This is a genomic window from Erwinia sp. PsM31 (genome assembly GCF_030433775.1).
Taxonomy (GTDB): domain Bacteria; phylum Pseudomonadota; class Gammaproteobacteria; order Enterobacterales; family Enterobacteriaceae; genus Erwinia; species Erwinia aeris.
The window spans coordinates 266,207-280,005 of record NZ_JARUWZ010000003.1 but is presented as its reverse complement, the minus strand read 5'-3'; the positions used below and the strand labels follow the sequence as shown (position 1 = coordinate 280,005).

The window sequence follows — 13,799 nt, the reverse complement described above, 5'->3', positions numbered from 1 at the left end:
GCCTGCCAGAGCATTGCGCAATGCGCCAGCGAAGCACATTTAAAAAACGTAGCGCAATAACTCATCCGGCAGCCGGTTCGCTGCGGGGCTCATGCTGAAAATAATCAATCAGCTGCGTCACCGTACGCGGGCGGCTGAATAAATAGCCCTGAAAATGACAGACGCCACGGTGGCGCAGCCAGCGCGCCTGCTCACCGGTTTCTACGCCTTCAGCTACCGTCAGCAGATTGAGTTTTTTCGCCAGCGCCAGCACCGCATCCAGCACCGGCGAAGAAAACGACTCGCGGGCGATGTTTTTTACAAATCCCCGATCTATTTTCAGGTAGTCAAAACGGAATTTTTCCAGATAAATTAAGGCACTGTGTCCGGTGCCGAAATCATCCAGCGCGATACGAATATTTTGGCCGCGCAGCCAGTCGAACACCGACTGGGCGTTGCGGGTTTCTACCATAGTCCGTTCGGTAATTTCAAAAACGTAGCTGAAGTGATCCTTAGGCATCGCTTCCAGCCATGCTAAAACGTCCTGGAAAAAGGTTTTATCGCCCAGGTGAGCAGGCGAAAGGTTCAGGTTGAGATTGATGCCGGCCGGCACGGCATGTTGCAGCGTATGGCAATCGCGCGCCACCAGTTCAAACAGGTGCCGGGTTAAGGGCACAATCAAATTTTTGTTTTCGGCGTAGCGGATAAAAACGTCGGGCGGGATGGCGCCAGCTTCGGGATGCGTCCAGCGCAGCAGCGCTTCCAGACCGCAGGCCTGGCCGGTCGCCGCGGCAATAACCGGCTGGTACTCTACGTGGAATTCCCCGCGCCGAATGCCCTGCAGGATTTCCTTGCCCGGTCGGATAAAGAGCGTGAGCAGGGCATAGCAGGCAAAGCCGCCGGTCAGGCTCAGCAACAAACCGGCCAGCAGCACCAGCGTAATATCGTCACTATTCAGCCTGCCGCCATAAAGCTTTAGCTGTAAAGGATAGCCGGGTAGCGTCATGGTTTTTGACGGATCGTCGGGCAGCGAGCTGGTTGCCGTTACGCGCTGTTCCCAGCTGGTTAACGCCCGCTTGCCGGTCACGATAGCTATACCTGAAATCTCATGCTGCCGTTCGGTATACAGCAGCCAGGGCGTCAGATTAATCTTTAGCGTGACCAGCAGGCCGTTGCCTGCCTCGCCATTCTGCAACCAGAGGTGAAGAACCGGTTTATCAGGCGTCAGCGGCGCGGCGGCAAGCTGAATATCAAGCGGCTTGCGGGTGTCCGTCGTAGGGGAAAACTGGCGCATAGCGATTTGGGTTTCTCCGGCCAGCGAAGAGCACCATGCCCGATTGTGATTAACCATCAGGATAGCCTGAATATTATCATCCAGGGCGGCGCGCTCAATCAGGTCATTTTTTATGGCGGAGCAGGCAGGGCGAGGCGACGTTTGTAGCGGCAACAGTTTCCGCTTTAGTTCATCGAGCATCGTCAGCACATAGGCCTGGGTGTTTCTGGCCATTTCATCGTGATTGTCGGCCCGGCGATGAAGCATAACGGCCAGCGCGATGATGATAAATGCCAGAAAAAGAAGTAAGCCGAGGGTCGCGCTGAAGCAGGCAATCTTGCGAGGATTGAGAAGTGGCCGCGTAAGGCTTGATGAGAGTGGCATGGGGTTTATCTCCCGAAAGTGCCGGTTAAGTCATTGCGCTGTCCTGCACAACAGACGCCGTTTCAATCCGGCAGGATATACCGGGAAAGTGCCGTTTGTCTTCTTATTATTATGATTAGCTTCGGTTTTTTAACGCATTATGTCAGTTATTTCGCTCGTGCGCGCAGGCAGGGCGCAATAAAACAAACCATCAGAACGGCCGATGTAGCCAAAAAGCTTTTGAATATAAATATTTGTGCGTCTGTTATTAATAACAAATTAGTGCCAGTTAATATTAAAGCAAGAGTGTCAGGCTCAGCGGGAAACAGGTTTCTTTGTGCTGGCCTCTCTTTGCCGTTTTCCAACGGGGCTTTAGTGAAAAAAGGGAAGAGCCAGGAAGCAGCCAGCCTTTACCCATAAAAAACCCCGCTTATAGCGGGGCTCGGAACCGTTTTGCACAGACTTCAGGGGGATCAGCTTTGCGTTCGGCTTAGTACCCGGCGGCCTTCGCGATAGCGATTTTTCCAGTAGGCGTCGTTGAGATTGGAAATCATCACGCCGCTGCTGGTAGAGGCATGCACGAAATTATCGTTGCCCAGGTAGATGCCGACATGGCGGCCGGTAGAGCCGGCGCGGAACAGCACTAAATCGCCCGGGCGCAGTTTGCCGCGCTGGATGCTTTTGCCGGTGTCTTCCTGTTCATAGGTTGAGCGGGGCAGATCCAGGCCAAACTGTTCACGAAAGGTGGTCTGCACAAAGGCAGAACAGTCAATGCCGCGTTTACTGGTACCGCCAAGACGGTAACGAACGCCCTTCCAGTCCGAATATTGATCCATCAGGCGGGATTTAATATCCACATTCTGAACCATCTGTTCGAATTCATCCTGAGACGCCTGAAGTAAAAAGCCGTTATGGCCATTAACTGCATGCGTATCAGTTTGTGCATTGCTGTTGGTATTCGTCGAGCTACAGGCTGAAAGCAGCGTGGCTAAAGCCACTGCGGGCAATACCCGCCATATATATCTCAGAATCGGTTGAGACTTGACCATTATGTTTGTGATCCCTTGAAGTCCTTAACGACAGAAGTCGCTAGCTATGCGAAACGGAACGAGATTAATTAGCGCACACGGGCAAAACAATTCCACAAAATTCAAATTGTGCGAAAGCGCACAGTTTAAAATGTAAATAATGGAAATATCTTACAGCTTTGTCCTAATCGGAAATGAGATTACCCGATTAACTGCGTGCTGGCGAGGGGTTTTAACGACTTTTTTATTGATTTTTATCATAAGAAACAGAGAGGTCGTAGTCTGGCCACTTTATCGGCACAAACGCTGAAAACCTGAGGCGTGAAAGGCTAAAAGAGCGTTAAAAAATGCGTGTTAGCCACAATTCAGTTTAATCCTGCTGTACGTTTCTTAAAGGCAGAAGATTCCGCTGGGGAGCAAACATCACGGCAGCTGTAGCATAAAGTGGGATTTTGAGAGCTGCATCGCATAAAAAAGCAACGAAAGTGGCGTAAATCACTTTTCGTTGCTTCCTGAAAACGGTAAAAAAAGCGGCTTAATTAGCCGGCTTATATTTACCTGGTAAAGCACGATATAAAATATTCACCAGCCAGTCGCTGCCCGGCGTAATTAACCACCAGCTCGTCCCTACCAGCACCACGGAAAGCGAGCCTACCGCGACATCGGTAAACCAGTGCGCGCCAATCATAATGCGCGGCGTAGCGAATATCAGCACGATCCCCACGGCAATTAAAAAAGCACGAACGCCAAAGTAGCGCAGCATAAAGCTGGCAAAAATCATCAGCATCATGCCGTGATCGCCAGGAAAACTATCGGAAGAGGCATCTTTAGTTGGAATGCCGGTTAATGTCGTCACGTGATGAACGTCCGGGAAATATTTGGTCGGGCTGGGATGCGAAACCGGGATCAGATGACCAAGCTGGTTCAGCACCACCGCCGTCAGCAGCATAGCGATGCCGATAGCCAGCAGCCGCCTGCGCCCCTGGGGCGTTTCACGCCGCCAGAAACTGTAATAAAGCGCGCCCATCGCCAGCAGCGACACCGCGTCAAAAGGGCGAAAGTTGGTAATAGCAACCAGCCATAACAGCGCTTTATTGGTTGCCAGCCGCTCGTTAAACCAATAAAAAAGGTTTTTATCGAGCGTAAACCAGGCGCCGTGATTCTCCGGCAAATACCAGGAAAAAAAGAGCGCCAGTCCCAGCGCGTTAAGCACCAGGATAGTGATCAGTTGATTAGCACGCATTTTATTAAGATTAAGTTAAGAAGAAGTGACGGCGTACATTATACAACAGCAGTTAAACGAAGTTTCAACAAAGATGCCTGGAGGCTGTTCCAGTCGGCTTCTTCTTCATGAATAATTTCGATCCGGCTGTCTGGCGGCGCAGCCTGACGCGTTTCGATATTAAGATCCTCGCCCTGACGATTCACGCTCAGCAGGCCTTCCTGAATGCGCACCACGCCTTTTACCCGGCTAACCGGAGCGAGCCGCGCCCACTCCAACAGGCCAACCGTATCGAACACGGTTTCTGCATCAAACACCCAGCCGCAGGAATAGTAGCCCTGGCCCTGATTCAGCGAACGCCGCCAGCGCGTATTCTGCACGGGCGCCAGCGCCGCCAGTCGCGAAGCGGGCCTGGCATGATGGTGTGCCGCCTGCGGCAGCGGCTGCTGATTCAACCGTGGACGCGTCAGCAGTTCGCCAGCGATCTGGCCGAAACGCGCGGGAATAATGGGGCGCTGTAAAGCGTCCTGCGCGCGCCAGTCTTGCAGCGCTGCCAGCGTGGCCTCATCCCAGCGATCCTCTTTATTGGCCACGATAATATCGGCGGCGGCGAGCTGATCGCGGAAGTTTTCATTAGCCGTAATGCGGGCATCGCCTAGCTGACGTGGATCGAGCAGGCAGAGCGTGGCATCCAGCGTCAGCCAGGGCTGATAAACCTCCGCAGACAGCAGGTCGAGGATCTGTTTAGGGTGACCAAGGCCGGTCGGCTCAATCAGCAGACGGTCGGGCCTGGTTTGCTTCAGCAGCATATTCAGGCCCACCTGCATCGGCAGGCCGTTAACGCAGCACATGCAGCCGCCGGGGATCTCTTTTAGCACCGCGCCGCTTTCCGCCAGCAGCGCGCCGTCTATACCTACCTCGCCGAACTCATTAACCAGCACCGCCCACTTTTCTCCCTGTGGTTTCTGCGCCAGCAGATGCAGCAGCGTAGTGGTTTTGCCGCTGCCCAGAAAACCGGTAATCAGGTTTACGCGAGTCATTATTTTCTCCTTGAGTTGTGGCCGGTTGTGCTTATCGGCTTTCGGAAAGCGTATTGCCGACTATGTTAATTAAGAGACGCTAATAAATGAGGTAAGTATGAGCAAACTTAACTTTTCGCTGGCCCTTTTTTTGATGGTTCCGGCAGGTAGCGCGCTGGCGACGGTAGCCGCAGGCACCGGCGTTATCACTTTTTCCGGAGCGATTACGGAGCCGGGTTGCGCTGTGCAACAGGAACAGAATCAAATCAGCGCTACCTGTTATCGCGACGGCCAGCTAAAAGTATCGCCGATCTCGCTACAGGCCAACGGTACGCTGCCATCCGGCATCGCCCGTATCGACGTTGAATGGCTGGACCAGGCGCGACGACAGGGCATACTGACCGTTAACTATCGGTAGTAGTGTAATAATATAACAACAACAGCGAGGCGTGGCGCGCTCGCCGTTTTAGTAGTCTGCGCGGCCTATGAGGGCTGGCGCGCTCGCCGTTTTATGAGTCTGCGCTGCCTATGAGAACTGGCGCGCTTGCCGTTATTGTTATTCTGCGTGGCCCATAAGGGCAGGCGCGAATACCTTTTTATTAGTCTGCGCGGCCCATATAGCGGCGTTCGGCAATATGGATGCGGATGCGCTCGCCGCTGCTGAGGTATTCCGGCACCTGGATCACCAGGCCGGTGCTCATGGTGGCAGGCTTGGTACGCGCGCTGGCGGAAGCGCCTTTAATGCCCGGCGTGGTTTCGATAATTTCCATATCCAGCGTTTGCGGCAGCTCAAGCGCCAGAATTTGCCCGTCCATCGTCAGCACCTGAATGCCCGGAATGCCGCCTTCCGGGATAAACAGCAGCTCTTCTTCGATCTGATCTTTTTTGAAGACGTAAGGCGTGTAGTCCTCGTCATCCATAAAGACGTATTCGTCACCGTCTACGTAAGAGAAGGTAACCTGACGACGGCTCAGCGAGATCGCTTCCAGGATGTCGTCACCCTTGAAGCGCTCCTCGACTTTCATGCCGGTACGAATATCGGTAAAACGCATTTTATAAAGCGTAGAAGCCCCGCGCGCGCTGGGGCTTTGGACATCAATATCTTTGACTAACAGCAGCTTACCGTTATGGCTGACGGCCATGCCTTTTTTGATTTCGTTTGCTCTTGGCATTGTGTTATCTCGATGAAAGGGGCAATGAAAATGTTCGCGACAAATTACTCTTGCTGACGGCTTCAGGCAAGTGCTGAACGAGGAAGAAAAGCGGGGATGGCGACCATAGTATTCCCACTGCGCGCCTGCTATTGTCGCGTCTCTTAAAGGGGATAACCAATGCAATGTCGAGCTTCCTGCGGCGCCTGCTGTACCGCGCCGTCTATTTCCACACCGATCCCCGGAATGCCCGACGGCAAACCGGCCAACACGCCCTGCGTTCAGCTGGATGAACAGCAGCGCTGCAAAATCTTTACCTCGCCGCTGCGGCCGTCGGTCTGCGGCAGCCTGAAACCCGATGCTGAAATGTGCCGTAACAGTCGGGAAGAGGCGATGGTCTGGCTACTGGATCTGGAAAAACAGACCGCCTGGTGTTAATTGCCTGTTGGCTAAAAGTAAGGCATCAGCCATCCATCAGCCGATGAAACCTTTTTCCCAAAAAGAAAAGTCGAAGTGTGCGTCGCTTCAAAAATCTGCTATGCCGTTGGCAGTAAAACTTGCCATAAACGCAGGAACGGGGCCAAAATCATTGAAACGTTTCAGCGTCGTCTGCACAGGCAGTTAGCGGCCTGAAAGCTTATTTTTCCGTCCGCCAGCTGAAACGATTCAATGAAGCAGTGAGGAGAACTATGTTCCAGCTTGAACTGAATGCAATCCATCCCGGTGCCAGGGCCGGAGATAAAGAAGAGGCCATCCGACAGGTGGCAGCCGCTTTAACCTCAGCCGGCAACGTGGGTGAAGGATATGTTAACGGTATGCTGGCCCGCGAGCAGCAAACCTCGACCTATCTGGGTAACGGCATCGCTATTCCCCATGGCACGACCGACACGCGCGATCTGGTGTTGAAAACCGGCGTGCAGGTTTATCAGTTTCCGCAGGGCATCGCCTGGGGCGAAGACCAGACCGCCTATGTGGTGATCGGCATCGCCGCTAAATCGGACGAGCATCTGGCGCTACTGCGTCAGCTGACGCACGTGCTGAGCGATGACAGCGTGGCGGAACAGCTGAAAACCACGGATTCCGCAGAAACACTGCGCGGTTTGCTGATGGGGGAAAAGCAGGGAACGGAATTTAAATTCGACACCTCGCTGATCACAGTTGACGTGGCGGCCACCGATCTGATGACGCTCCAGGCGCTGAACGCCGGTCGCCTACAGCAGGCCGGCGCGGTTGATGCGAGCTTTGTCAGCCGCGTTATCGCTTCGCGTCCGCTGAATTTAGGGCAGGGCGTCTGGCTGAGCGACAGCACCGAAGGCAACCTGGGCAGCGCCGTCGCCGTAAGCCGTAGCGCGACACCCTTTGAAGTAGACGGCGAAAAAGCCGCGCTGCTGGTGACCGTTGCCGTAGCCGACGAGCAGCCGCTGAACGTGCTGAACTATCTAAGCGATCTGCTGATTAAGCAAAAAGCGGATCGCCTGCTGAGCGCCGATGCCGCAGGGATCCTGGCGCTGCTGACCAGCGAAGTCTCCGAACAGGCCGATACGCTGACGGAAGAGTTTACTATCCGCAACGAGCACGGCCTGCATGCCCGTCCGGGCACGGCGCTGGTCAGCGTCATTAAAAAATTCAACTGCGACGTCACGGTGACCAACCTTGACGGCAGCGGCAAGCCGGCTAACGGCCGCAGCCTGATGAAAGTAGTGGCGCTGGGCGTGAAAAAAGGTCACCGCCTGCGCTTCACCGCCAGCGGCGAAGATGCCCGCGCGGCGCTGGATGCGATCGGCGAGGCTATCAGCGCTGGTTTAGGCGAGGGGGCGGCATGAGCAGACGCGTAGCAACCATCACGCTGAATCCCGCTTACGATCTGGTGGGCTATACGCCGGAAATCGAGCGCGGCGAAGTCAACCTGGTGAAAACCACCGGCCTGCACGCCGCCGGGAAAGGCATCAACGTTGCCAAAGTGCTGAAAGATTTGGGCATCGATGTCACCGTTGGCGGCTTCCTGGGCAAAGAGAATCAGGATGGCTTTCAGCATTTGTTCAGCGATCTGGGCATTGCTAACCGTTTTCAGGTGGTCGAAGGCCGGACCCGCATCAACGTTAAGCTGACTGAAAAAGATGGCGAGGTCACCGATCTTAACTTTTCCGGCTTTGACGTCACCCCGCAGGACTGGGAGCGCTTCACCACGGATTCTCTGACGTGGCTGGGCCAGTTCGATATGGTCTGCGTCAGCGGCAGTCTGCCCGCAGGCGTCAATCCCGATGCCTTTACGGAGTGGATGATCGCGCTGCGCACGCACTGCCCGTGCATTATTTTCGACAGCAGCCGCGAAGCGCTGGTGGCGGGCCTGAAAGCCGCGCCCTGGCTGGTTAAGCCAAACCGTCGCGAGCTGGAAATCTGGGCCGGGCGCAAGCTGCCGACCCTGCAGGATGTGATTGAGGCGGCGCATGCGCTGCGTGAACAGGGGATCGCCCACGTAGTGATTTCGCTGGGCGCAGAAGGCGCGCTGTGGGTTAACGCTTCAGGCGAATGGATCGCCAAACCGCCGGCCTGTGAGGTGGTGAGTACCGTGGGGGCCGGGGATTCAATGGTGGGCGGGCTGATTTACGGCCTGCTGATGCGCGAATCCAGCGAGCATACCCTACGCCTGGCTACCGCCGTAGCAGCCCTGGCCGTAAGCCAGAGCAACGTGGGCGTAAGCGATCGTACCCAGTTGGCCGCGATGATGGCGCGCGTCGACCTGAAACCTTTTAACTGACAGCAGGAGAGGCATAATGAAAACGCTGCTGATACTTGATCCTTCGCTGGGACTGGCTACCGGTCATCTGGCAAAAAATATCACCAGAGCGAGCGCGGCCGCAAAAGGGCTGACGCTAACGGAAAATCTGGCCGAAGCGGACCAGGTGATCCTGGTGGGCGACACGCTGCCCGCCAACATCGACCTGACGGGTAAAACCGTTTATCAGACCACGGCGGAGCAGCTGCTGCGCCAGCCGGAAGCAGAGCTGGCCCGCGCGCAAACCGAGGCGAAAGCCTGGCAGGCGCCTGCCGCCGTAGCTAAACCTGCCGCGGTGAACACGGCCGACGCGGTTGCCAGCGGGCCAAAACGCATCGTCGCCATTACCGCCTGTCCAACCGGCGTGGCGCACACCTTTATGGCGGCCGAAGCCATTGACGCCGAAGCGAAAAAACGCGGCTGGTGGGTGAAAGTCGAAACGCGCGGCTCCGTAGGCGCGGGCAATGCCATTACGCCGGAAGAAGTGGCCCAGGCTGACCTGGTTATCGTGGCGGCGGATATTGAAGTCGATCTGGCGAAGTTTGCCGGTAAGCCGATGTATCGCACCTCGACCGGCCTGGCGCTGAAGAAAACCGCACAGGAGTTTGATAAGGCGCTGGCGCAGGCCAAACCTTATCAGCCGCAGGGCGGCGGTCAGCCAGCGGCGCAGGGCGAGAAAAAAGAGGGCGCAGGCGCCTATCGTCATCTGCTGACCGGCGTTTCCTATATGCTGCCGATGGTGGTGGCGGGCGGCCTGAGCATCGCGCTCTCTTTCGCCTTCGGCATTACCGCGTTTAAAGAGCAGGGTACGCTGGCGGCGGCGCTGATGGAAATCGGCGGCGGCAGCGCCTTCAAACTGATGGTGCCGGTGCTGGCGGGCTTTATCGCCTTCTCAATTGCCGATCGTCCTGGTCTGACGCCTGGCCTGATTGGCGGCTGGCTGGCCAGCACCATCAACGCCGGTTTCCTTGGCGGCATTATTGCCGGTTTTATTGCCGGTTACGCCGCGAAGTTTATCAGCGCTAAGCTTAAGCTTCCGCAGAGTATGGAGGCGTTAAAACCGATCCTGATTATTCCGCTGGTCGCCAGTCTGATCACCGGCCTGCTGATGATTTATGTGGTTGGCGGCCCGGTTGCCCAGATTATGGCGGGGCTGACCCACTGGCTGAGCAATATGGGCACGGGTAACGCGGTTCTGCTGGGTGCGGTACTGGGCGGCATGATGTGTACCGATATGGGCGGCCCGGTGAACAAAGTGGCCTATGCGTTTGGCGTCGGCCTGCTCAGTTCGCAAACCTATGCGCCGATGGCGGCCATTATGGCGGGCGGCATGGTGCCTCCGTTGGCGATGGGCGTCGCTACGCTGGTGGCGCGCCGGAAATTCAACAAAGGCCAGCAGGAAGGCGGCAAAGCGGCGCTGGTGCTGGGCCTGTGCTTTATTTCCGAAGGCGCTATTCCGTTTGCGGCGCGTGACCCGATGCGCGTTCTGCCATGCTGTATCGTTGGCGGCGCGCTGACCGGCGCTATCTCTATGTGGGTAGGCGCGAAGCTGATGGCGCCGCACGGCGGGCTGTTTGTGCTGCTGATCCCTGGCGCTATTACGCCGGTGCTGGGCTATCTGATAGCGATTATCGTCGGCACGCTGGTTGCCGGACTCTCTTACGCGGTGCTGAAGCGCCCGGAAGCGGAAATGGCTAAAGCCTGATCCAGGCGGCCACAGTAAAAAGCGCGGGCAACCGCGCTTTTTTTACATCGATAGATCAGTCGGTTTCTTCAGGCAGATAAGGCTGTTAGTGAACAATTCGCAGCAGGCATGGTAGAGCTGGGATGCAGTCAGGTCATTGTTGGTAAACGCTCAGGCAAAGCTATAGAGCCACCTCTTTCAGGCGCTCTTGAACGCATAAAATGTGAACGTATCAGAGTCGAAAATATCAGCACGTAAAGTGTCGAGCTTACGGGCGACGTGCCGTTTGAGCAGGTGAAAGAAGGGATAATTTACCCCCAAATTTAGTCCTGCGGCAGATGTGCCAGATCGCCGTAACAGTTCAGGCTCATTTACGTTGACAATAGCCGTGAATAAAATAATTGTGACTGGCTTCAAAATAATTTGTCTGTTTTATTAGTATGTTCCTGTAATCACTTTAAAATACCTAATTAAAAATTGATAATATTTATAATTAACAAGGTTATTTAATCTGTTATTGGCACAATCTTGCGTTACTTGACAAAGTCCTGACATAAGAGTAAACCAACATTGCCTTGTTACGAAGTAAAAGGAAATCTATTTCAGACTAAAATTGCAAGGAGTCTCTTATGACTACTCGGGAAATAAGCTCTGAATTATGGGGCGAAATCTCTGGCGGCAATGCTAACAGCAATTATGAAGGAAACTCAGGAAGTAAAAGTCATAGTTCATCGGCCAGCAGGAACAATTACAATGGTATAATGCATTATTCGTATATTAACGGTGTTCCTGATTCCTGTGTTGAAAATATTTTGGGCGGGGCTACATTAGGGGCGCTGGGTGGAACGCCTGCCACAGTGGCCGTCGGTGCCGTTGCCGGCAGTTTCACTGGTGGATGCTGGCGCCCTAACGGCAATGGTGGAGGAGGAGGTACAGGTAGTAATAATAATTGCTCTGGCGGATCGGAATGTAGCTGGTAGGATTAATAAATATGTCTATTTATAAAACAGGATATTGCGTCGCAATTATCTTAGGGGTTTTCATAACCAGTTCATTGTTAGCGGGCGCCGGTATCACAAACCCCAACTGGTATCCTGCTCCCTATTTACTATCCCGCCTGCTGGTTGTTGTCCTTAGTATGCTTGGAGCCGGTACAGTCGTATCCTGGTGTTACAGGCATATTTTTAGAAATAATAAATAGCATCAATTAATTTAAAAGCCTTGACTCAGCTCAAGGCTTTTATAATAGCCGCGCTTACGGTCTTTCCCTTTATAGAGGGTACAAAAATAGCCTGACATCAATGCAACAGACTGTATGATGGCAGGCATTTGGCTTTTTTTACGTCTATAGATCAGACCTGCTGCGACTTGAGCCAGGCGATTTCATCTTTCCAGATATCAGGATTGACGGTTTCCAGGATCAGCGGAATACCGTCGAAGCGAGCGTCCTTCATCAGCCAGCTGAACACCGTTTTGCCGATATTGCCTTCGCCCAGGCTGTGATGACGGTCAACGCGGCTGGCAAACGCGCTTTTGGCATCGTTAAGATGCATCCCGCGCAGATACTCAAAGCCTACCACGCGACCAAACTCCTCAAAGGTTTTCACGCAATCTTCTTCAGTACGCAGATCGTAACCGCCCGCAAAGGCGTGGCAGGTGTCAATACAGACGCCGATGCGCGACTTATCCTCTACGCCGTCGATAATGGCTGCCAGGTGCTCAAAGCGGAAGCCCAGATTGCTGCCCTGACCGGCGGTATTTTCAATCACGGCGGTGACGCCCTGGGTTTTATCCAGCGCGACGTTAACCGATTCGGCGATGCGCTTCAGGCAGGCGTCCTCGTCAATCTGCTGCAAATGGCTGCCGGGATGGAAGTTCAACAGCGTCAGGCCCAGCTGCTCGCAGCGCTGTAGTTCGTCGATAAAGGCGAGGCGGGACTTCTCCAGCGCCTCTTCCTGTGGATGGCCCAGGTTAATTAAAAAGCTGTCGTGCGGCAGGATCTGGGCGGCGCTGTAGTGATATTTTTCGCAGGCGTTGCGGAAAGCGGCAATCACCTCTTTGCTCAGCGGGGCCGCGCGCCACTGACGCTGATTTTTAGTGAAAAGCGCAAAGGCCGTCGCCTCGATTTCATGGGCGCGAAGCACCGCCTGATCCACGCCGCCGGATGCGCTGACGTGGGCGCCGATATATTTCATGCCTGCTCTCCTGTTGGTTTTACTGTAAAGCGGGCCATGATAACCGGAAACGGCGCGGATTTATGCCAGCAAATGCTGGATAGCCAGGTTTATCGCGCCGCCGCCCAGCAGCAGCCAGACGAATAACAGCAGGCCCAGCAGTAAAGGCCTTAGTCCCGCCTTTTTCAACAGGCTGAACTGCGTGGTTAATCCCAGCGCCGCCATCGCCACGGCCAGTAAAAAATTGTCCAGCTCGTTCAGGCCGCTAACCAGCGACGGCGGCAGCAGATGCAGCGAGTTAAACAGCGCCACGCCGATAAAACCCAGCGCGAACCAGGGAAAGCTTACTTCGCCGCCGCCGCTGTCGTCGGCACGCACGAAACGGCTGAGCAGCAGCAGGAAGGGCGCCAGCATCATCACGCGCAGCATTTTAGTAATGACCGCCGCGTTCTCCGTTTCCGCGCTCACGGCGTGCCCGGCCGCCACTACCTGTGCCACTTCATGCAGCGTAGAGCCGGTAAAGATCCCCCATTGCGTCGGCGTCAGGCCCGGCAGCAGAGCGGCCAGCTCATGCCATAGCAGTGGATAAAGAAAGATGCCGAGCGTGCCGAACAGCACCACGGTAGCCACCGCTACCGCCACTTTTTGCGGCTCCGCTTTAATTACCGGCTCCGTCGCCATAATCGCCGCCGCGCCGCAAATGCTGCTGCCCGCGCCAATCAGCCAGGCGGTATCGCGATCCAGATGCAACACGCGACGGCCCAGCCAGCAGGCCAGCAGAAAAGTGGAGGTCAGCAGCAGCAGATCGGTCAGCACGCCGCTTAAGCCGATATCGGCAAGTTGCTGAAAGGTCAGCCGAAAACCGTACAGCATGATGCCAAGCCGCAGCAGCTGCTGTTTGGCAAAGTGTACGCCTGTGCCGCAGCGCGCAGCCAGGCGGCCATAAACCGTATTGCCTGCTACGATCCCCAACAGCATCGCCAGCGTTAAGGTGCCCAGCCCGGCCGTTTTCAGCACGGGCAGGTTGCCAGCCTGAAGGGCAGCAGCGGCCAGCAGCATTGCCAGCCCGAGGCCTGCGCCATAGCGCAGCGGACGAGAAGAAGGAAATGCCAGTTCAGCCATATCAGCCT

The 13,799-nt window shown here is 55.2% G+C and carries 14 protein-coding genes; 7 read left to right on the top strand and 7 right to left on the bottom strand.

Going from position 1 to position 13,799, the window contains the following annotated elements:
• Nucleotides 1-61: 61 nt before the first annotated feature.
• Entirely contained in the window at nucleotides 62-1,636 is a 1,575-nt protein-coding gene (locus tag QCD69_RS04290; RefSeq protein ID WP_301251146.1) for a cyclic di-GMP phosphodiesterase, read from the bottom strand.
• 33 nt (nucleotides 1,637-1,669) lie between these two features.
• Between QCD69_RS04290 and QCD69_RS04285 the strand changes: the two genes are divergently transcribed.
• Nucleotides 1,670-2,035, top strand: a complete 366-nt coding sequence (locus QCD69_RS04285; RefSeq protein WP_301251145.1) for a hypothetical protein — start codon at nucleotides 1,670-1,672, stop codon at nucleotides 2,033-2,035.
• Between the two features lie 53 nt (nucleotides 2,036-2,088).
• On the opposite strand, the gene mepS is transcribed toward QCD69_RS04285, so the two are convergent.
• The 3 genes from mepS to QCD69_RS04270 all read right to left on the bottom strand — a co-directional run bounded on the left by mepS (nucleotide 2,089) and on the right by QCD69_RS04270 (nucleotide 4,905).
• Nucleotides 2,089-2,664, bottom strand: coding sequence for a bifunctional murein DD-endopeptidase/murein LD-carboxypeptidase (gene mepS / locus QCD69_RS04280; protein ID WP_125288197.1), 576 nt, complete (start codon nucleotides 2,662-2,664; stop codon nucleotides 2,089-2,091).
• 514 nt (nucleotides 2,665-3,178) lie between these two features.
• Nucleotides 3,179-3,886 (bottom strand): phosphatase PAP2 family protein, encoded by a 708-nt coding sequence (locus QCD69_RS04275; RefSeq protein ID WP_253459905.1) that lies wholly within the window; start codon nucleotides 3,884-3,886, stop codon nucleotides 3,179-3,181.
• Nucleotides 3,887-3,924: 38 nt separating this feature from the next.
• Nucleotides 3,925-4,905 carry a CobW family GTP-binding protein gene (locus tag QCD69_RS04270; protein WP_125288195.1) on the bottom strand — a complete coding sequence of 327 codons (981 nt, stop codon included), beginning with the start codon at nucleotides 4,903-4,905 and terminating at the stop codon, nucleotides 3,925-3,927.
• Between the two features lie 97 nt (nucleotides 4,906-5,002).
• Here QCD69_RS04270 and QCD69_RS04265 point away from each other — a divergent pair, with 97 nt between their 5' ends.
• Nucleotides 5,003-5,302 (top strand): hypothetical protein, encoded by a 300-nt coding sequence (locus QCD69_RS04265; RefSeq protein WP_301251144.1) that lies wholly within the window; start codon nucleotides 5,003-5,005, stop codon nucleotides 5,300-5,302.
• Nucleotides 5,303-5,483: 181 nt separating this feature from the next.
• On the opposite strand, the gene yeiP is transcribed toward QCD69_RS04265, so the two are convergent.
• Nucleotides 5,484-6,056 (bottom strand): elongation factor P-like protein YeiP, encoded by a 573-nt coding sequence (yeiP, locus tag QCD69_RS04260; protein ID WP_253459914.1) that lies wholly within the window; start codon nucleotides 6,054-6,056, stop codon nucleotides 5,484-5,486.
• A gap of 159 nt (nucleotides 6,057-6,215) precedes the next feature.
• On the opposite strand from yeiP, the gene QCD69_RS04255 reads away from it, so the two are divergent.
• From QCD69_RS04255 to QCD69_RS04235, 5 genes are all read left to right on the top strand, one after another.
• Complete coding sequence (locus QCD69_RS04255; protein ID WP_125288192.1) at nucleotides 6,216-6,473, top strand: YkgJ family cysteine cluster protein; 258 nt, start codon at nucleotides 6,216-6,218, stop codon at nucleotides 6,471-6,473.
• 251 nt (nucleotides 6,474-6,724) lie between these two features.
• Nucleotides 6,725-7,858, top strand: a complete 1,134-nt coding sequence (gene fruB, locus QCD69_RS04250) for a fused PTS fructose transporter subunit IIA/HPr protein (RefSeq protein WP_253459917.1) — start codon at nucleotides 6,725-6,727, stop codon at nucleotides 7,856-7,858.
• Nucleotides 7,855-8,793, top strand: coding sequence for a 1-phosphofructokinase (fruK, locus tag QCD69_RS04245; RefSeq protein ID WP_253459920.1), 939 nt, complete (start codon nucleotides 7,855-7,857; stop codon nucleotides 8,791-8,793). The genes fruB and fruK overlap by 4 nt, the downstream gene beginning before the upstream one ends.
• Nucleotides 8,794-8,809: 16 nt before the next feature.
• Nucleotides 8,810-10,516 (top strand): PTS fructose transporter subunit IIBC, encoded by a 1,707-nt coding sequence (gene fruA, locus QCD69_RS04240; RefSeq protein WP_253459921.1) that lies wholly within the window; start codon nucleotides 8,810-8,812, stop codon nucleotides 10,514-10,516.
• A 608-nt stretch (nucleotides 10,517-11,124) separates the two neighbouring features.
• Nucleotides 11,125-11,475 carry a hypothetical protein gene (locus tag QCD69_RS04235; RefSeq protein WP_301251143.1) on the top strand — a complete coding sequence of 117 codons (351 nt, stop codon included), beginning with the start codon at nucleotides 11,125-11,127 and terminating at the stop codon, nucleotides 11,473-11,475.
• A gap of 372 nt (nucleotides 11,476-11,847) precedes the next feature.
• On the opposite strand, the gene nfo is transcribed toward QCD69_RS04235, so the two are convergent.
• Nucleotides 11,848-12,690: a deoxyribonuclease IV gene (nfo, locus tag QCD69_RS04230; protein WP_301251142.1), complete on the bottom strand. Its 843-nt coding sequence runs from the start codon at nucleotides 12,688-12,690 to the stop codon at nucleotides 11,848-11,850.
• A gap of 60 nt (nucleotides 12,691-12,750) precedes the next feature.
• Nucleotides 12,751-13,791, bottom strand: a complete 1,041-nt coding sequence (locus QCD69_RS04225; protein WP_253459927.1) for a YeiH family protein — start codon at nucleotides 13,789-13,791, stop codon at nucleotides 12,751-12,753.
• Nucleotides 13,792-13,799 lie beyond the last annotated feature (8 nt).